This window comes from Streptomyces sp. NPDC017993, from assembly GCF_044328065.1.
In the GTDB taxonomy this organism is placed as follows: domain Bacteria; phylum Actinomycetota; class Actinomycetes; order Streptomycetales; family Streptomycetaceae; genus Streptomyces.
In genome coordinates, this window is record NZ_JBIRGO010000005.1 from 434396 (window position 1) to 452599 (window position 18204).

Sequence of the window (18204 nt, forward strand, 5' to 3'; positions counted from 1 at the left end):
CAGCGGGCCTCGCGTGGACCCGGCCCGCCGGGTCCACGCCGGCCTCCCGCCCGCCGCCGCCCGTAGCGGGCTTCTCCACGCGGATCCGCCCCGCAGGACCTAGCCTTTCCCCATGAAGGTCTTCGGTGTGGACATCGGTGGATCGGGCATCAAAGGTGCCCCGGTGGATCTGGAACGCGGCGACCTCGCGGAAGAGCGCCACAAGGTGCTGACCCCGCACCCGGCGACCCCGGAGGCCGTCGCGGACAGCGTCAGGGAAGTCGTCGACCACTTCGGGTGGCAGGGCCCGGTCGGCGCCACGTTCCCCGGTGTGGTCACCGACGGGACGACCCGCACCGCCGCCAATGTCGACAAACACTGGATCGGCGTCGACGCCGCCGCCCTGCTCACCAGCCGGCTCGGCAGCCGCCCCGTCACCCTCCTCAACGACGCGGACGCCGCCGGTCTCGCCGAGATGCGCTACGGCGCGGGCCGCGGCCGCATCGGCACGGTCATCGTGCTCACCCTCGGCACCGGCATCGGCAGCGCCGTCTTCACCGGCGGCCGGCTCGTCCCCAACACCGAGCTCGGCCACCTGGAGCTACACGGTCACGACGCCGAGAAGCGCGCCTCCACCAAGGCCAAGGAGGACGGGGACCTCACCTGGCAGCACTGGGCACGCCGCGTCCGGAAGTACCTCGCCCATGTGGAGATGCTCTTCTCGCCCGAGCTGTTCGTGATCGGTGGCGGGGTCAGCCGCAAGGCGGAGAAGTTCCTGCCGCTGCTGGAGGACATCAGGGCCGAGATCGTACCGGCGCAGCTTCAGAACAACGCGGGGATTGTCGGGGCCGCCATGGCTGCGCACGCCGCTCGGGCTGGTGGGCCACCCGCTGCCGACGGCTCACCGCCGGCTGCCGCGGATCTGCGGGGCCCCCGGCCTGCTGTCGGGACACCGGCCGGCCGAGCCGACGCCGGGCGATGATCAGGGCCTTACGGAAGAGCGCCAGCAGCGCGCAGAGCAGGGTGCCGGCGTAGAGCCAGCCCGCGTTCAGCGCGAGGACGGTGAAGACGCCCATCAGCAGCCCGCCGAAACCGTGGGTGCCACGCTGGATCGGCACCGCCCCCACGGCGAACGCGATGGGCAGGGCGATCGGCGCCGTGATCAGGTCGTAGGGCCGCACCCACAGTGCCGCACAGGCGCTGACCAGCACGAAGAACGCGCCGTAAGCGGCCTGCGCGCCGCCGAACAGGAGCCAGTCCACCGCCGCGAACGCCAGCAGGGCGAGAGTCGCCAGCAGCCAGCAGCCGAGGCCGGTGAGCTTGGGCGCCGGCATCCGGCGCAGGGCGGCGGCCACCGGAGCCAGCGGGGGGCGGTGCCGCGGGCGGGCGCGGTAGACGGTCGAGGTCTCACCCCCGATCTGCGGGCCGGGGGAGTCCGGCTGTGCGGGGCCGCCCGGGGCCCCGCGGGTCGGCGCGCGGGCACCGGCCTGTGCGGGGCCTCGGGCCGACGCCTGCACGGCGGGCGGCCTCGCGGTCCGCGCCGGGGGCCGGAAACCGGCCGGGCGGGGCGAGACGGCGTCTGTGGGGCGGGGAAGCCGGGCGTCCTGGCCCGTGGCCGGACGGCCTCTCCGCTGCGGACTGGGCTGAGGGCTGCGCGCTTCATGTTGCTCCACTCGCCAACGGTAGGCCGCTAAGTGGGATAATTAGGCTGCGGGACACGCGCTTTCACCGAGCTTGGCGCTCCGTTCGATCCACGGCCACCGGCTCGGCGGTGTACGGCCCCGGGCGGGGCGGGGCCGACCGGCCGCCCCGTAGACTGGTGGATCGGCCCCTCAGGGAGCCGCTCACCGCCCTCCACCGCCTCGCACCGGGAAGTCGCCACCGTGTCGCTCACGATCGGAATCGTCGGTCTGCCGAATGTCGGCAAGTCGACCATGTTCAACGCCCTGACCAAGAACGACGTGCTGGCGGCCAACTACCCGTTCGCCACCATCGAGCCGAACGTCGGCGTCGTCGGTGTCCCGGACCCCCGGCTGGCCACCCTCGCCGAAATCTTCAGCTCGCAGAAGGTGCTCCCGGCGACCGTCGACTTCGTCGACATCGCGGGCATCGTCCGCGGCGCCTCCGAGGGCGAGGGCCTGGGCAACAAGTTCCTCGCCAACATTCGCGAGTCCGACGCGATCTGCCAGGTCATCCGCGCCTTCAAGGACGAGAACGTCGTCCACGTCGACGGCAAGGTCTCGCCCAAGGACGACATCGAGACGATCAACACCGAGCTGATCCTCGCCGACCTCCAGACCATCGAGAAGGTCCTGCCGCGCCTCCAGAAAGAGTCGCGGATCAAGAAGGACGTGGCTCCCAAGGTCAAGGCGGTCGAGGAGGCCAAGGCGATCCTGGAGAAGGGCGACACCCTCTTCTCCGCGGGCATCGTCCAGGGCTCCGGCAACGAGGAGCTCCTGCACGACCTGCACCTGCTCACCACCAAGCCCTTCCTCTACGTCTTCAACGTCGACGAGGACGAGCTGACCGACGAGGACTTCAAGAACGAGCAGCGCGCCCTGGTCGCTCCCGCCGAGGCCATCTTCCTCAACGCCAAGCTGGAGGCCGAGCTCGCCGAGCTGGACGAGGAGGACGCCATGGAGCTCCTCCAGTCCGTCGGCGCCGAGGAGCCCGGCCTCGCCACCCTCGCCCACGTCGGCTTCAACACCCTCGGCCTCCAGACGTACCTGACGGCAGGCCCCAAGGAAACCCGCGCCTGGACCATCAAGAAGGGCGCCACCGCCCCCGAGGCCGCCGGCGTGATCCACACCGACTTCCAAAAGGGCTTCATCAAGGCCGAGGTCATCTCCTTCGCCGACCTCGTCGAGACGGGCTCGGTCGCGGAGGCGCGGTCGGCGGGCAAGGCGCGTATGGAAGGCAAGGAATATGTGATGCAGGACGGGGACGTGGTGGAGTTCCGGTTCAACGTGTGAGCGGTTGGTTTTCCGCAGGCTGAGCGTTCGTCAACTGCGCACGTCAGAAGGGGTCGGCTCCTGAAGGAGCCGGCCCCTTCTGACGTGTCCTGCCGGCGGGTGTTCGGGCATCCGGTCGGGCGGATCGATGACGAGTGCGGTCTCGTCCATCCGGTCCCGGGCAAAGAGACTGGTCTGCTGCTGTTGCCGCGCGCGGGTGACTCGGGCGGTGACGTGTCAGCGCGGGAAGAGCTCGAAGAGGGTGGCGGGGCGTCCCCGGTACCGCTCGCCGCCGGAGCGCACCATCTGCTCGACGAACCCGCGGGCGTAGGTGGCCGGGTCCTGTTCGGCCCCGAGCCCCCTGATGTACGCGCCGTGAGAGGCGAGCGAGGCGACCGCCCGGTCGATGCCCGGCCCGACCTCGACCGCGTGCGTGGGGTGCGGGGAGCCGGCCACGGCGACCCAGCGGACGCCGCCCCAGGGGGCCGGGCCGTCGCCCTCACTGATGTCGGGGAAGATCCAGCGGTTGCCGGCGTCACCCGCCGCGTCCATGACGGCGCGGCCCACGACCCGGTGGTCGGGGGTGTTCCAGTGGAGACCGCCCCAGGTGTCGTGGTGGTTGAGGGTGATGAGGAGTTCGGGGCGGTGGCGGCGGATCGCGGCGGCCAGGTCACGGCGCAGCGGCGTACCGGCCTCGATCACACCGTCGCGGTGGTCGAGGAACTCCACGGTGTCGACCCCGACGAGCGCGGCGCCGGCCCGCTGCTCCGCCTCGCGGATCACCGCGGACTCGCCAGGGGCGAGCCCGTCGATGCCGGCCTCGCCACGGGTGACCAGGAGGTAGGTGATCTCCCGCCCGGCGGCGGTCCATTCGGCGATGGCGGCCGCGGCGCCGTACTCGAGGTCGTCGGGGTGGGCGACGATGGCGAGCGCGCGCTGCCAGTCCTCGGGCATGGGGGAGAGGGTCGGACCGGCGGGCGGAGAGGCCGGGGACGTGGGGGCGTTGGAGTCTTCGGGCATGGGGAGCCTCTTCCTGTTCCACTTCCTGTTCCCGTCCCCCTGGCGGGTTCCCGTCGGGCGGGAACCTGATGGGGCGGGGGTTTGCGTCCCGCCCACGATCATGACATCCCTGGTGCCGCGCTCCGGCGAAGCAGGGAATGGGGGACGAGGCTGAGGGGCCGTGAGGTGGGGGCGCGTGGGGGCGTGTTGGGGGCGTGAAAGGCAGGCGGAGCGCGCTTTGCCGGGACGTGGGGCCGCGGGCGCACGCGAAGCTTGATCACGGGACCGCTTCGTATGCCTGCTGAGCTGCGCTTCATCACATCGAGTGATTTCCTGGCCTGAGGTTGCGGTCAACAACACGCGGTTGCCACTCTGTTGCTGACTGTCAAGCTGTTGGGAGGGGCACGTGCCTTTCGGTGAGCAGCCCGCGTACCTCCGTGTCGCAGGCGACCTGCGCCAGAAGATCGTCGAAGGGGTGCTGCCTCCGCACACCCGCCTTCCCTCCCAGGCCCGGATCCGCGAGGAGTACGGCGTCTCGGACACCGTCGCGCTGGAGGCACGCAAGGTGCTGATGGCCGAGGGGCTGGTCGAAGGGCGCTCGGGGTCGGGCACCTATGTGCGCGAGCAGCCCGTCCCACGTCGCATCGCCCGCGCCGGCTACCGCTCCGCCGGTGTCTGCACGCCGTTCCGGCAGGAGCAGACGGACGACCGGGTGCGGGGGACGTGGGAGTCCAACAGTGGTCAGGAGGTCGCCAGTTCGTTGGTGGCCGCGCGGCTGCGCATTCCGTCCGGGGCGAAGGTGATGCGGACCCGCTATCTCTTCCGTGCGGAGGGTGAGCCCTCGATGCTCTCCACCTCGTGGGAGCCGCTGGAGGTCACCGGGCGGACGCCCGTGATGCTGCCGGAGGAGGGGCCGCTGGCGGGGCGCGGGGTGGTCGAGCGCATGGCGGCCATCGACCTCGTGGTGGACAACGTCGTGGAGGAGATCGGCGCCCGGCCGGGCCTCGCGGAAGAGGCCATGACGCTGGGCGGGGTGCCGGGGCACGCGGTCCTGGTCATCTCGCGCACGTATTTCGCGGGCGGCCGCCCGGTGGAGACGGCCGACGTCGTCACCCTCGCCGACCGCCACCGCGTCGCGTACCACCTGCCGGTGAGGTAGCTGCCCACACGGCCGGGGCGTTACCTCGTCGGCCTGCCCACACCGCGGGCGTGTTACCTCGTCGGCCTGTGCCCCGTCGGCGTGTGTTCGGGCGGACGGCTCGCCACCAACTCCTTCTGTGATTCCGACTGATCAACTGTTCGCGTGCACCGTCGGTTTGCCGCCGTCCGTGCCTGCGTCCGCGTCCGCCCGCCTGCCCCATCGCCCCGCGCCCGATCGGCTGTCTTGCTGCCACCGTCTCTCCGGCGTCGGCTGGCCAACCGGCCCGCGCGCACCCGCCCCAGGTGTACCGCTCGCCCTGGCGCCCGGTGCCTGGTCGGCCGTCTCGCCGCCAGCTCCTTCAGTGACTCCGACTGATCAGCGGTCCGCGTGCGTCCGCCCGCGTGCGTTCGCCCCGTGGCCGGCCGGTCATCTTGCTGCCACCGTCTTCTCCGGCGCCGTCTACCAACGGCCCGCACGACCCTCCCGCGAGCACCGCCCGCCTGCATGTGCCCCGCGAGCACTGCCTGCCGGCACCGCCTGCTTCCATCCGACTGTCTGCACGTGCGTACTCGCGCCCGGCTGCTCGGGCTTGCGTGCTTCCCTTCGCCTGATGGCATCTACCTGCCCTCACTTACCCGCTGCCCTCGACTTCCCTCGGCCTGTCGGCTCTTGCGCCGCTCGTGTCTGCCTGCACCTGCGCTCCCCGCCGCCTGCTCGTCTCCACGCGCCTGCCCGCCGCTGGGCTGTTCGCGCCCCGCCTGCCTGCGCCTGCTCGCGCCCGTCTGTATCTGCCTCTGCTCGCGCCTGCCGGCGCCGGCCTCTCATCCCGTCTGCCGGCATCCGGCTGCCCTCGCGCTTGCCTGCTCCGCTCTGCCCGCCCCTGCCCCTGTCCGCACCCATCCGCCCGCGCCCATCCGCCCGTACCCGCCCGCCCGTACCCATCCGCCCGTGCCCCCCTGCTCCCTCTTATCTGTCGGCACTTGCCCACACCCGCCTGCTCGCGCCCGCCTGTTCCTCTCCGCCCCACCGCACCCATCCGTCAGCACCCGCCTCCCGGCACCTGACCGTTTCCTCAAGGCCGCCTTCTCCGCCCTCTCCGCCCGCACCGGTCCGATGGCAAACACCGCCCCCGCGCCATCTCTCGCCGCCAGCCGCACCCCCTTCCCCTCTCTGCCCACATCCACCCCTCCCCCCCGTCGCCCCATTTGTCCGCCTTCAGCACGTAATGGCAGATGGATCTTGATGTTGGAAACCTCACACCCCCTCAGCCGGGCGGGGGTTTTGGTGGAGCAGGGGAAGGTGATCTTCCGATTCGCTCTTACGATGGCGAAGTTTGTGCACGGCACGGGGGAAGACCAGGAGACCAAGCACGTGAGCACGACGAAGACCGCGAGCGCGGAGCAGGGCTCGCACTCGCATTACCGCCGGTCCCTCGGGACCATTGCCCTGACCGCCACGGGTCTCGGGTCCATCATCGGCTCCGGCTGGCTCTTCGGAGCCGAACGGGCGGCCGCCATCGCAGGACCGGCCGCGATCCTCGCCTGGGTCATCGGCGCGGTGGTCGCGCTCACGATCGCGCTCACCTACACCGAGCTCGGCTCGATGTTCCCCAAGGCCGGCGGCATGGTCCGCTACGGCCAGTACTCGCACGGCTCGCTCGCCGGGTACCTGGCGGCCTGGGCGAACTGGATCGCGATCGTCTCCGTCATTCCCGGAGAGGCCACCGCCTCCGTCCAGTACATGAGTTCCTGGGACTTCGGCTGGACGCAGGCCCTCTATGACGGCAAGGAGCTGACCGGCACCGGTGTCGGGCTCGCCAGCATCCTGCTGATCTTCTACTTCTTCCTGAACTGGTTCGCGATCACGCTGTTCGCGAAGACGAACACCGCGATCACCGTGTTCAAGGTCGTCGTGCCGGTGATGACCGCGGGCGCGCTGATGCTGGCGCACTTCGACACCGGCAACATCCAGGCGCACGGCGGCTTCACGCCGAACGGCTGGAGCTCGGTCTTCACCGCGGTCGCCGTCTCCGGCATCGTCTGGGCCTACAACGGCTTCCAGTCCCCGCTGAACCTCGCCGCCGAGGCCCGCAACCCGGGCAAGTCGCTGCCGAAGTCGGTTGTCTGGTCGATCGTGATCGCGCTGGTCATCTACGTCGCCCTGCAGGTCGCGTTCCTGATGGCGGTTCCCGGTGACAAGCTGAGCGCCGGCGGCGGGTGGGCCGGGCTCGGCTTCAACTCCCCGCTCGCCGACCTCGCGGTGGCCTGGGGTCTGAACTGGCTGGCGCTGCTGCTGTACGCCGACGCATTCGTCTCCCCGTCCGGCACCGGCATGATCTACGCGGCCACCACCTCGCGCATGATCCAGGGTGTGCAGGAGAACGGTCACCTGCCGGGCATCTTCGGCCGGGTGGACAAGAAGACCGGTGTGCCGCGTCCGGCGCTGATCCTCAACCTCGCGATCGCCTTCCTCTTCCTCGCGGTCTTCCGCGGCTGGGGCTCGCTCGCCGAGATCGTCTCGGTCGCGACGGTCATCTCCTACATCACCGGTCCGGTCGCGGTGATGTCGCTGCGCCGGCTCTCGCCCGACCTCAAGCGCCCGGTCAAGCTGCGCGCGATGCCGTTCGTCGCGCCGATCGCGATGATCTTCGGTTCGCTGGTCCTGTACTGGGGCCGCTGGCCGCTGACCGGCAAGGTCATCCTGATCATGGCCGTGGGTCTGCCGGTCTGGGCCTGGTACGAGATCGGCAAGCCGCTCACCCAGGGCCGCAAGCCGTGGGCCGGTCTGCTGCCACACCTCAAGGCCGGTGCCTGGATGGTGGCGTATCTGCTGGTCATGGCCGGTGTCTCGTACGCGGGCGGCAAGGACTTCGGCGGCAAGGGCTACCTGCCCGAGGGCTGGGACATCCTCGTCGTCGCGCTGATCGCCCTCGCCTTCTACTACTGGGGTGTGCGCAGCTCCTGGCGCAACCCGTCGCTGGTCCAGGTCGAGGCGGAGACCCGGGCGGCGGAGGCGGCCGAGGCGGCGGAAGCTGCCGAGGCGGCCGAGGTGCGGTCGGACGACGACAAGGCGTCCGTCGGCGCCTGACGACCGCACGCACGTTCTCCCGGGACTCCGGGCCTCATAGGAGGCCCGGAGTCTCCGTGTTTTTCACCGGCCACTCGCAGGTTTCCCGGCCCCGGGAGCCGACCGGGTGGCCGGTTCAGTACCTCTTTGTGTAATTCCGTATCCGGTGCGTGAAGGTCGGGCGTACGCTCGGGCATATGCGGATTGCGATTTCGGCATCAGCACAGGAGGGGCGCGCGACGGCGCGCTGCGCGGCGGACGGAGGGGCGCAATGACCGACAGTGGAGCCGTGCTGCCCTGGCTCGTCATCCGCCAGGACGAAGGCGGCAACCGTTATCGGGTCGGTCGTTATGCGACCCGGGCGGAGGCGGAGCGGGTGGCCGACCGGCTCGATACCCGTGGCCACCAGCGGCTTTACGTGGTCGAGAGGGTTGGCCACGCGACGACCTGAGCGGTGAGGAGCGAGGAGCGGGACGGAGACGGGGGACGTAGGCTGCCGCGCATGACGACACTGCGCGTGGTGGTGGGCGGAGCGGTGTGCGACCGAGGGCGGCTGCTGGCCGCCCGGCGCAGCGCACCGCCCGCCCTGGCCGGCCGCTGGGAGCTGCCCGGCGGCAAAGTGGAGGACGACGAGACACCCGAGCAGGCGCTGGCACGCGAGCTGCGTGAGGAGCTGGGTGTCGAGGTGGTGGTGGGGGAGCGCATTCCGGGGGAGTGGGTGCTGCGCCCCGGCTATGTGCTGCGGGTGTGGACGGCCCGGCTGCTGTCCGGCGAGCCGCGTCCGCTCCAGGATCACGACGAGCTGCGCTGGCTGCTGCCCGGTGAGGAGGGGCAGGTCGACTGGCTGGACCAGGACCGGCCCGCGGTCGACGAGGCGATGCGGCGGCTGGCGGCGACGGCGTCGGTGGGGCGCCCGCGCTCGTGAGCGTCGCATGCGGCGTGCCGGGACGTCCCCGTGACGGCCTGCGTGCCGCAGCGCTGTCACCCGGGTGTCGCAAGGTCCCTGCGGCATCGTGGGGCTTGCAACGGCCCGATGCCCCATTGGTGCCAGTGAGGCCGTGCGAAGGCGATATTTAGGCATTGATGCGGGTATGCCGTGATTAGCCCCTTTTGGTACGGCGAACCCAGGGGATCCCATCGGGCTGGGAAGTGATCGGCGTGAGCGACAGCGCAGCGGCAGGGGTCCCTGGAGCGACCTCTCCCGGCGCCCGCCGGCGCGGCATGGTCTCCGGTTCGCCGATCGCGGAGTGGAGTTTCCCGGCCGATCCCGGCGCGGTGCGCACTGCCCGCAGCGCGGTGCGGAACGTGCTCGACGACTGGGGGGTCGACGGCGCCGTGGACGTGGCCGTGCTGCTCGTCAGTGAGCTCGTCACCAACTCCTTGCGCTACGCCAGCGGGCCCATCGGCGTCCGCATGGTCCTGCTCAGCAGCGGCGGGCTGCTCGTCGAGGTGAGCGATCCGCTGCCCGATCCGCCCCTGGAGCGCACCGCGTCCCCCGATGACGAGGGTGGCCGTGGACTGCAACTGGTCGCGTGCAGTTCGCGGCGCTGGGGCACCCGGCGGGGAAAGAGTGGCAAGACAGTGTGGTTCGAGCTGTCGGTGGCTGGTTAGGAGACAGATGAAGTCCTGATCGTTGCCATTTCATCGACATCCCGTCGATGGCCTGCGATCGAGACTGTGCTGTGATCGTGAAGACCGTGTTCCGGAAAGCCGAGGTGCTGGATACTCGGCTGGTCCGGTCCGGGCACGATGAGCTGGAGGGGACGGGGCTCGTGAGCGAGATGTCATCTGGCGGGGCAGGACCCGCGCAGGCCGATGGTCAGGGCGGTGCGGACAGCCCCGGTGGCCCAGGTGCACGTCCGCATGCGCAGGACCCGCACGGGCTGCCGCTGTGGCAGAGCAGCCAACCCGGATCGATCTACGACTACATCCGGGTGGCCTCGTTCTCGCTGGGGCCCGACGGGCGTATCGACCGATGGAGCGAGCGCGCGGCGGACATGCTCGGCATCCCCGCGCAGCACGCCGTCGGCAAGGACCCCGTCGAGGCGTTCGTGCCCGGTGAGCTGCGCGAGACCGGGCACCGCAAGGTGTCCGAGATCCTCGACGGCCGCGAGTGGACCGGTCTGGTGCCCTACCGCAGGGAAGAGGGCGGCGAGGCCGAGGGCCTCGCGGAGATCTATGTGATGCCGTCTGAGACGGAGCTCGGCGAGCGCGCCGCGGTCTGTCTCGTCGTCGACGTCCGGGCGCTGCGGGGCATCGAGACCGACCTCGCGGCCGCGCAGGCCGTTTTCGGTCAATCTCCCATGGGTTTCACCCTGTTCGGCACGGATCTGCGGCTGATGCGGGTCAACGAGCGGTTCGCCACGGTTTTCGGCGGGCCCGCCCACAAGTACCGCGGCGGCAGCCCGCACGACTTCCTGCCGCCCGGCGAGGCCGATCGGCTGACCGCCGCACTGCGCCGGGTCCTGGAGACCGGGGAGCCGGTCGCCGAGATGCAGGTGGTCGGTCTGGTGCCAGGCGAGGAGGAGCGCCGCCGCTGGTCGATCTCCCTCTACCGGCTGCACGGCGCCAGCGGCCGGCCCATAGGCGTCGCGGCGCTCGCCGCCGATGTGACGGGGCGGCGGCGTGCCGAACGGGACGCCGCCAACGCCCGGCGCAACCTCGCGCTGCTCAACGAGGCCGGCGCCCGGATAGGCAACTCCCTGGATCTGGAGACCACCGCACGCACGCTTCTCGACGTCGCCGTCCCGCAGTTCTGCGACCTGGCGTCGGTGGACCTCTACCAAGGTCTGCTGGCCGGCGACGAGGCTCCGCCCGGCATGAGCGACGGCAGCGCGGAACTGCGCAGGGTCGCGTTCGCCAGCGCCGTGTCGGACGCCCCGCTCGCCACCACCACCTGTTGTGTTCCCGAGGGCGGCCAGGACCCGGTCGCCGTCGGCGCCATCCACCGCTATCCCTTCAACTCCCCGTGCGCAGGCGCCCTTCGGACCGCGCAGGCGCAGATCATCCCGGGCCGGGAGAGCGACGAGCGGCAGGAGCTGGGCGCGGTGGTGCACTCCACCCTCGCGGTGCCGATGGTCGCCCGGGACACCGTCGTCGGGCTGGTGCAGTTCTCGCGTACGAAGGGCAGCGAACCGTTCGGCGAGCGCGATACGGCACTCGCCGTCGAACTGGCCGCGCGCGCCGCGGTCTGTATCGACAACGCCCGTCTCTACCGCCGCGAACACGAACGCGCGCTCATATTGCAGCGCAGCCTGCTGCCGCCCGGCGACCCGGAGGCCGCCGGCCTCGACATCGCCTGCCGCTATCTGCCCGGTACCACCGCCACCGAGGTCGGCGGCGACTGGTTCGACGTCATCGAGCTGCCGGGGCACCGCACCGCGCTGGTCGTCGGCGACGTCATGGGCCGCGGGCTGCGCGCAGCCGTGGCGATGGGTGAACTGCGCACCGCCGTAAGGACCTTGGCGCTGCTGGACCTGGAGCCCGCCGAGGTGCTCTCGGCGCTGGACGAGATCGCGCGGGGGCTCGGCGGCGGGGGTGACGGCCGGACGAGTACGCGGTCCTCGCGCGGCCGGTCGGGCTCCGCCGCCGAGACGGCCCGCTCCGCCGGTGCCGCGGACCTCTCCGAGGTCTATCTCGCCACCTGTGTCTACGCGGTCTACGACCCGGTGACCCGGCGCTGCACGTTCGCCAACGCCGGGCACCTGCCGCCGGTTCTCGTCGAGGAGGGCGAGGACGCCCTGCTGCTCGACGTACCGCCGGGGATGCCGCTGGGCGTCGGCGGGGAGCCCTTCGAGGAGATCGAGGTCGATCTGCCGGACGGCGCGCTGCTCGCCCTCTACACCGACGGCCTGGTGGAGTCCCGTGAGCATCCGCTGGAGGAGGGGCTGAGGGCCTTCCGGGCAGCGCTCTCGGACGCCGACCGTCCGCTGGAGGACGCCTGCGACCACGTCCTGAGCGTCTTGGACACCTCGCACGGCGAGGACGACATCGCGCTGCTGATGGCCCGGGTGCACGGGCTGCCCAAGGACGCGGTGGGCGACTGGAATCTGGCGCCCGACGCCCGCTCGGTCGCCCGCGCCCGTGAGCTGGCCCGCGACCAGCTCACCGACTGGGGCCTGGAAGCGCTGGTGGACACCACCGAGCTGCTGGTCAGTGAGCTGGTCACCAATGCGCTGCGGCACGGTCACGGCGAGATCAGGCTTCGGCTGCTGCTGGATCGCACCCTGGTCTGCGAGGTGTGGGACGCCGACCTCGCACAGCCGCGCCGCCGCCGCGCCCGGGACACCGACGAGGGCGGCCGCGGGCTGCAGCTGGTCGGTCTGCTCAGTGACGGCTGGGGCAGTCGCCGCACCCCGCGCGGTAAGACCGTCTGGTTCGAACTGGCCTTGCCCAACGGCGAGTCGGCGACGCCGGATCCGACGGAAGCGCTGTTGAGTCTGTTCTGAGCCCCGTGTGCGGCGCCCCGACCAGGGGTGCCGCACACCGGGCCGCGGGTCAGGACGCACGCAGATGCGCGGCGGCCTTCTCGGCCTCGCGGACCACCCGCGCGGTGTCCACCCCCACCAGTTCGCCGCGGAACTTCCGCAGCCGGCCGTCGACGAAGATGTCACGGATGTTGGGTGGCTGGCCGTTGAGGACGATCTGGCTCACCCGGTCGAAGCGCGGGGCGAAGTTGAGCGTGCCGGGGTCCAGGACGATGACGTCGGCGCGCTTGCCCGGGGTCAGCGACCCGACCCGGTCGGCCATCCCGATGCATTCCGCGCCGCCCAGTGTCGCCATGCGCAGGACGGCCGGGATCGTCGGATGGATCTCGGCGTCCTCGTGCCGCGCCCGCTGGAGGCCGACGGCCGCCTTCATCACGCCGAACATGTCCGAGGTGTCGTTCGTCCCGCCGTCGTGGCCGAGCCCGGCTCGCACTCCGTGCCGGTGCATGGCGGGCAGCGGCATGATGCCCGAGGCCAGCCGCATGTTGCTCAGCGGGCAGTGGGCCACCCGTACGTCGTGCGCGCCGGTCAGCGCGATCTCGTCGTCGGTGAGGTGGATCGCGTGGTTCATCAGCAGGTCGGGGCCGAACGCACCGGCGGTGCGCAGGGCTCGGATCGGTTCCTCGGCGCGGTCGCCGCGGTGCTCCAGGACATGGCAGTTGAACATCACTCCCATGTCGCGGGCGGTCTCGTGCAGCAGGCGCAGTTCCTTGAGGAGTGACATCCCGGCATGCGCCGACACCTGGGCCGAGGCCAGCGGCAGCGGGGCCAGCAGCTCCTTGGCGACCCGCGGAAGGAGGTCGCGGTCGGCGGCGCTCTGCGCCATCGCGTAGACGAACCGCAGCCCGGAGTCGTCCAGGGCGCGGATGTAGGAGGCGCTGGTGTCGTACGGGATCGCGTGCACCCAGTCGACGAGGGTGGTGACGCCGGTCTGGAGGGCGTCGAGGGCCGCGAGATGGACGAAGCGGTACATGTCCTGGGCGTCGATCCTGGGCAGGGTGCCGCGGTTGCAGGCGGCCAGCCAGCCGTGGACGTCCTGGGTCGCGCAGCCGCCGCGGATGCTCGACTGCCACAGGTGGTTGTGCAGGTCCACGAACCCCGGCAGGACGAAGGTGCCCGCGGCGTCGACCACCCGCGCCCCCGGCGGCACATCGAGGCCCCGGCCCACCGCCGCGATCGCGCCGTCCCGCATGACGACATCGACGCCGTCCTCCAGCAGGCCCAGCGGGCCGTCGCCGACCTCGGGGTCCATGGTGAGTGCGAGGTCCGCGCCGCGGAGCACCGTGGTCCGTCTCTCCGCCGGCGCCTCTCCCGGCGCCACGGCCCGATCGTGGCGCGCGGCGGGCAGCCCGGCCGCGACGGGGACGCCGCCCAGGCCGGCGAGGAGCCTGCGCCGGCTCATTTTCGGAAAGTTCATTCCGTTTGTATATCGCGGGGGCGAGGCCGTGACGTGAGACCACTTCCAGCCAAGTGACGGAGTGTCAGGTCAGGTGGGAATGACCCCCGTCGGGCGCGAAAGAGTCATTCGCGCCGCCGTCGGATCTTGCTCCCGAGCCACACCAGCGGGTCGTACCGGGCGTCCGCGGCGCGCTCCTTGAGCGGGATCAACGCATTGTCGGTGATCTTGATGTGCTCGGGGCAGACCTCCGTACAGCACTTGGTGATGTTGCAATAGCCCAGGCCGTGCTCGTCCTGGGCGGTGCGCCTGCGGTCCAGGCCGGAGTCGGCGGCGGCGTCCAGCGGATGCATGTCGAGTTCGGCGACCCGCATCAGGAAACGCGGACCGGCGAAGGCGGGCTTGTTCTCTTCGTGGTCGCGCACCACATGGCAGGTGTCCTGGCACAGGAAGCACTCGATGCACTTGCGGAACTCCTGTGAGCGGTTCACGTCCTCCTGCCGCATGCGGTACTCGCCGGCCGCCAGCTCCGCCGGCGGCACGAACGCGGGGATCTCCCGGGCCTTGTCGTAGTTGAACGACACGTCCGTGACCAGATCGCGGATGACGGGGAAGGCCCGCATCGGGGTGACGGTGACCGTCTCGGCCCGGTCGAAGACCGACATCCGGGTCATGCACAGCAGCCGGGGCCGGCCGTTGATCTCCGCGCTGCACGAACCGCACTTGCCTGCCTTGCAGTTCCAGCGGACCGCGAGGTCGGGCGCCTGGGTCGCCTGCAGCCGGTGGATGATGTCCAGCACCACCTCGCCGTCGTTCACCTCGACCCGGAAGTCTTCCAGGCCGCCGCCCTCCGTGTCGCCCCGCCACACCTTGAAGTGCGCCGTGTAGGCGTCGGACCGCTCCGCTTGCTGCTGCCCGCTCACCGGCTCAGCTCCTCGTCCGTCAGATACTTGGCCAGCTCGTCCCGTTCGAAGAGCGCGAGGAGATCGGGGCGGATCGGCGGGGTCTCCCGGCGGGTGAGCCGGATCCGGCCCAGCGCCGGGTCGGCGTCCGCCCGGTCGCCGAGCGGGTCGGCGAGCCCGCAGACCAGATTGACGTTGCGCCAGCGCCGGTCCATCTCCGGATGATCGTCACGGGTGTGTCCGCCCCGGCTCTCCTCGCGCTCCAGCGCCGCACGCGCCACACACTCGCTGACCAGCAGCATGTTGCGCAGGTCGAGGGAGAGGTGCCAGCCGGGGTTGTACTGCCGGTGCCCCTCGACGCCCGCCCGCCGGGCCCGCACCCGCAGGTTCGCCAGCCGGTCCAGCGCCTCGGCCATCTCGCCCCCCTTGCGGATGATGCCGACCAGGTCGTTCATCGCCTGCTGGAGTTCCTGGTGCAGGGTGTACGGGTTCTCCGCCGGGCCCGCGTCCCGTCCGGCCTCCTGCTGTGCTTCCTCGGCGCTGAAGGGGCGCAGCGCCTCGGCCTCCGCGGCGTCGATCTGCAGCGGATCGACGGCAGGCCGGTCGGCTGCCGCCGCGGCGTACCCGGCCGCGTGCAGACCCGCCCGCCGGCCGAAGACGAGCAGGTCGGACAGCGAGTTGCCGCCCAGCCGGTTGGAGCCGTGCATGCCGCCCGCGACCTCCCCGGCCGCGAAGAGGCCGGGTACGCCGGTCGCCGCCGCGGTGTCCGGGTCCACCTCCACCCCGCCCATGACGTAGTGGCAGGTCGGGCCGACCTCCATCGGCTCGGCGGTGATGTCCACATCCGCCAGCTCCTTGAACTGGTGGTGCATGGACGGCAGCCGGCGCCTGATGACCTCGGCCGGCATCCGGGTGGAGACGTCCAGGAAGACGCCGCCGTGCGGCGAGCCGCGGCCCGCCTTGACCTCGGAGTTGATGGCGCGGGCGACCTCGTCGCGGGGAAGCAGCTCGGGCGGCCTGCGGTGGTTGTCCGGGTCGTCGTACCAGCGGTCGCCCTCCTCCTCGGACTGGGCGTACTTCTCCTTGAAGACGTCCGGGATGTAGTCGAACATGAAGCGCTTGCCCTCGCTGTTACGCAGCACCCCGCCGTCGCCGCGCACCGATTCGGTGACGAGGATGCCCTTCACCGACGGCGGCCAGACCATGCCGGTGGGGTGGAACTGCACGAACTCCATGTTGATCAGCGGGGCCCCGGCCAGCAGCGCCAGCGCGTGGCCGTCCCCGGTGTACTCCCAGGAGTTCGACGTGACCTTGAAGGACTTGCCGATGCCCCCGGTGGCCAGCACCACGGCCGGGGCCTCCAGCACGAAGAAGCGGCCGGATTCGCGGGCGTAGCAGAACGTGCCGGCCACCCGCCCGCCGCCGCCCGGCTCGGTGAGCACCCGGGTGACGGTGCACTCCTGGAAGATCTTCAACCGGGCGTCGTGGGAGCCGAGTTCGCGCTCGTCCTCCTGCTGCAGGGCGACGATCTTCTGCTGGAGGGTGCGGATCAGCTCCAGGCCCGTACGGTCGCCGACATGCGCCAGCCGCGGGTATTCGTGGCCGCCGAAGTTGCGCTGCGAGATCCTGCCGTCCGCGGTGCGGTCGAAGAGCGCGCCCCAGGTCTCCAGCTCCCACACCCGGTCCGGGGCCTCCCGGGCGTGCAGTTCGGCCATCCGCCAGTGGTTGAGGAACTTCCCGCCGCGCATGGTGTCCCGGAAGTGCACCTGCCAGCTGTCACCGTCGTTGACGTTGCCCATGCTGGCCGCGATCCCGCCCTCGGCCATCACCGTATGGGCCTTGCCGAACAGGGACTTGCAGATCACGGCCGTTCGCATGCCCGCCTCGCGGGCCTCGATGGCGGCGCGGAGTCCGGCTCCCCCGGCGCCGACCACGACCACGTCCCAAGCCTGCCGGTCCACATGCGCCATCAGCGGGCACACCTTTCACTGGAAGGAGCGGTCCTCAGAAGAACCGCGGATCGTCGAAGGCCCCGGTGGCCAGGAGGAAAACATAGAAATCGGCGACGCCCACGCTGATCAGCGAGGACCAGGCGAGCAGCATGTGGCGCTCGTTGAGCTTCCCGACCCAGCCCCACAGCCGGTAGCGCACCGGATGCCGGGAGAAGTGCCGCAGCCGGCCGCCGACGATGTGCCGGCAGGAGTGGCAGGAGAGGGTGTACGCCCAGATCAGCGCGATGTTGACGAGGAAGACCAGCGAGCCGAGACCCATGTGGCCCCAGGCGTGGTGCTCGTCGCGGAAGGACAGCACCGTGTCGTAGGTCAGCACGCAGGCGACCAGCACCGCGAAGTAGAAGAAGTAGCGGTGGAGGTTCTGCAGGATCAGCGGGAAGCGGGTCTCGCCGGTGTACTTCTTGTGCGGCTCGGCGACCGCACAGGCCGGCGGCGACGCCCAGAAACCCCTGTAATACGCCTTGCGGTAGTAGTAGCACGTCAGCCGGAAGCCCAGCGGGAAGATCAGGATCAGCAGTGCGGGGGACAGGCCCCACCAGCTGCCGAAGAGATCCCAGTTGGGCCCGCCCTGCATGGTGCGGCAGTTGTCGGCCAGGCAGGGCGAGTAGAACGGCGAGACGTACGGCGCGCTGTAGTAGTCGGCGTTCGCGAAGGCCCGCCAGGTCGAGTAGACGACGAACGCGAGCAGCCCGGCGGCGGTGACGGCCGGGGCCAGCCACCAGCGGTCGGTCCGCAGATGGCGGGCGCGGATGGCGGCACGCGAGGCGTCGTGTACGCCCGTCGCGCCCGTGTGCGGTGAGGGTTCGGTGCCAGTGGCCAACGTCGGTCTCCGTGAAGGGCGCTCCGTCGGGGCGGGGCTGGAAGGGGCAGAGGGCGGGCGTCGGACGACCTCTAGGGCGCCCGGCGGTCGTGCGCGCCCAGGCCCTCGTCCTCGGCGCCGGCCCACAGCGTGGAGTCGTAGGGGGCGTCGGGGATCGAGACCATCGCGAGGGCCGTGCGTCCGGCGGCCGGCGCGGGGCCGGGACCGTCCCCCGCGGCGCTCTCCTTCAGCAGGGTCAGGCTCTCGCGCAGATGGTCGGTGTCGCTGCGCACCCGGCGGATGTCCAGCCCGGCCCCGACCTGATCCTCCAGTCGTTCCACAGACCGGACCAGGGCGTCCAGGCTGCGTTGAATCGCCGTCAGTTCATCGTGAAGGGACATGACGTGCCCTCACCTCCGAAGGTGTGGTGGGCGATCTCATGCGCCTGCGAGTGTCGCGCGTCACAGTCGCG

At 71.1% G+C, this 18204-nt stretch carries 14 protein-coding genes and 1 pseudogene; 8 read left to right on the top strand and 7 right to left on the bottom strand.

Annotated features, from left to right (window positions below; translation table 11 throughout):
- Window positions 1-112: 112 nt before the first annotated feature.
- Window positions 113-961 carry a polyphosphate--glucose phosphotransferase gene (gene ppgK / locus ACH4FH_RS11535; protein WP_398555562.1) on the top strand — a complete coding sequence of 283 codons (849 nt, stop codon included), beginning with the start codon at window positions 113-115 and terminating at the stop codon, window positions 959-961.
- Between the two features lie 61 nt (window positions 962-1022).
- On the opposite strand, the pseudogene ACH4FH_RS11540 reads toward ppgK, so the two are convergent.
- A pseudogene (locus tag ACH4FH_RS11540) lies at window positions 1023-1313 on the bottom strand (DUF6542 domain-containing protein); the annotation flags it as partial.
- Window positions 1314-1862: 549 nt separating this feature from the next.
- On the opposite strand from ACH4FH_RS11540, the gene ychF reads away from it, so the two are divergent.
- Window positions 1863-2951, top strand: coding sequence for a redox-regulated ATPase YchF (gene ychF / locus ACH4FH_RS11545; protein WP_398555563.1), 1089 nt, complete (start codon window positions 1863-1865; stop codon window positions 2949-2951).
- A gap of 216 nt (window positions 2952-3167) precedes the next feature.
- Here ychF and ACH4FH_RS11550 read toward each other — a convergent pair whose 3' ends face one another.
- On the bottom strand, window positions 3168-3950 hold the full coding sequence (locus ACH4FH_RS11550; protein ID WP_398555564.1) for a PIG-L deacetylase family protein: 783 nt from the start codon (window positions 3948-3950) through the stop codon (window positions 3168-3170).
- Between the two features lie 385 nt (window positions 3951-4335).
- Here ACH4FH_RS11550 and ACH4FH_RS11555 point away from each other — a divergent pair, with 385 nt between their 5' ends.
- The 6 genes from ACH4FH_RS11555 (at window position 4336) to ACH4FH_RS11580 (ending at window position 12584) form a co-directional block, all read left to right on the top strand.
- On the top strand, window positions 4336-5088 hold the full coding sequence (locus tag ACH4FH_RS11555) for a GntR family transcriptional regulator (protein ID WP_398555565.1): 753 nt from the start codon (window positions 4336-4338) through the stop codon (window positions 5086-5088).
- Between the two features lie 1305 nt (window positions 5089-6393).
- Window positions 6394-8157: an APC family permease gene (locus tag ACH4FH_RS11560; RefSeq protein ID WP_398555566.1), complete on the top strand. Its 1764-nt coding sequence runs from the start codon at window positions 6394-6396 to the stop codon at window positions 8155-8157.
- Between the two features lie 250 nt (window positions 8158-8407).
- Window positions 8408-8587: an SPOR domain-containing protein gene (locus ACH4FH_RS11565; protein WP_398555567.1), complete on the top strand. Its 180-nt coding sequence runs from the start codon at window positions 8408-8410 to the stop codon at window positions 8585-8587.
- Window positions 8588-8638: 51 nt separating this feature from the next.
- Entirely contained in the window at window positions 8639-9061 is a 423-nt protein-coding gene (locus tag ACH4FH_RS11570; protein ID WP_398555568.1) for a (deoxy)nucleoside triphosphate pyrophosphohydrolase, read from the top strand.
- A 296-nt stretch (window positions 9062-9357) separates the two neighbouring features.
- Window positions 9358-9747 carry an ATP-binding protein gene (locus ACH4FH_RS11575; RefSeq protein ID WP_398555654.1) on the top strand — a complete coding sequence of 130 codons (390 nt, stop codon included), beginning with the start codon at window positions 9358-9360 and terminating at the stop codon, window positions 9745-9747.
- Between the two features lie 170 nt (window positions 9748-9917).
- A complete protein-coding gene (locus ACH4FH_RS11580) occupies window positions 9918-12584 on the top strand; it encodes a SpoIIE family protein phosphatase (protein WP_398555655.1) in 2667 nt (888 codons plus the stop codon).
- Window positions 12585-12633: 49 nt separating this feature from the next.
- On the opposite strand, the gene ACH4FH_RS11585 is transcribed toward ACH4FH_RS11580, so the two are convergent.
- The 5 genes from ACH4FH_RS11585 to ACH4FH_RS11605 all read right to left on the bottom strand — a co-directional run bounded on the left by ACH4FH_RS11585 (window position 12634) and on the right by ACH4FH_RS11605 (window position 18133).
- Window positions 12634-14040 (bottom strand): amidohydrolase family protein, encoded by a 1407-nt coding sequence (locus ACH4FH_RS11585; RefSeq protein ID WP_398555569.1) that lies wholly within the window; start codon window positions 14038-14040, stop codon window positions 12634-12636.
- 104 nt (window positions 14041-14144) lie between these two features.
- Window positions 14145-14942 (bottom strand): succinate dehydrogenase/fumarate reductase iron-sulfur subunit, encoded by a 798-nt coding sequence (locus ACH4FH_RS11590; protein ID WP_398555570.1) that lies wholly within the window; start codon window positions 14940-14942, stop codon window positions 14145-14147.
- Window positions 14939-16891 (bottom strand): fumarate reductase/succinate dehydrogenase flavoprotein subunit, encoded by a 1953-nt coding sequence (locus tag ACH4FH_RS11595; RefSeq protein WP_398555571.1) that lies wholly within the window; start codon window positions 16889-16891, stop codon window positions 14939-14941. The genes ACH4FH_RS11590 and ACH4FH_RS11595 overlap by 4 nt, the downstream gene beginning before the upstream one ends.
- Window positions 16892-16925: 34 nt before the next feature.
- Window positions 16926-17753 (bottom strand): hypothetical protein, encoded by an 828-nt coding sequence (locus ACH4FH_RS11600; protein WP_398555572.1) that lies wholly within the window; start codon window positions 17751-17753, stop codon window positions 16926-16928.
- Between the two features lie 71 nt (window positions 17754-17824).
- A complete protein-coding gene (locus tag ACH4FH_RS11605; RefSeq protein WP_398555573.1) occupies window positions 17825-18133 on the bottom strand; it encodes a hypothetical protein in 309 nt (102 codons plus the stop codon).
- Window positions 18134-18204: the final 71 nt, after the last annotated feature.

Excerpts from the sequence above, each read along its gene's own strand:
- ppgK (WP_398555562.1), top strand. The coding sequence starts at position 113 with ATGAAGGTCTTCGGTGTGGACATCGGTGGATCGGGCATCAAAGGTGCC.
- ACH4FH_RS11560 (WP_398555566.1), top strand. The coding sequence starts at position 6,394 with ATGGCGAAGTTTGTGCACGGCACGGGGGAAGACCAGGAGACCAAGCAC.
- ACH4FH_RS11595 (WP_398555571.1), bottom strand. The coding sequence starts at position 16,891 with ATGGCGCATGTGGACCGGCAGGCTTGGGACGTGGTCGTGGTCGGCGCC.
- ACH4FH_RS11565 (WP_398555567.1), top strand. The coding sequence starts at position 8,408 with ATGACCGACAGTGGAGCCGTGCTGCCCTGGCTCGTCATCCGCCAGGAC.
- ACH4FH_RS11575 (WP_398555654.1), top strand. The coding sequence starts at position 9,358 with ATGGTCTCCGGTTCGCCGATCGCGGAGTGGAGTTTCCCGGCCGATCCC.
- ACH4FH_RS11550 (WP_398555564.1), bottom strand. The coding sequence starts at position 3,950 with ATGCCCGAAGACTCCAACGCCCCCACGTCCCCGGCCTCTCCGCCCGCC.
- ACH4FH_RS11580 (WP_398555655.1), top strand. The coding sequence starts at position 9,918 with ATGTCATCTGGCGGGGCAGGACCCGCGCAGGCCGATGGTCAGGGCGGT.
- ACH4FH_RS11570 (WP_398555568.1), top strand. The coding sequence starts at position 8,639 with ATGACGACACTGCGCGTGGTGGTGGGCGGAGCGGTGTGCGACCGAGGG.
- ACH4FH_RS11605 (WP_398555573.1), bottom strand. The coding sequence starts at position 18,133 with ATGTCCCTTCACGATGAACTGACGGCGATTCAACGCAGCCTGGACGCC.
- ACH4FH_RS11585 (WP_398555569.1), bottom strand. The coding sequence starts at position 14,040 with ATGAACTTTCCGAAAATGAGCCGGCGCAGGCTCCTCGCCGGCCTGGGC.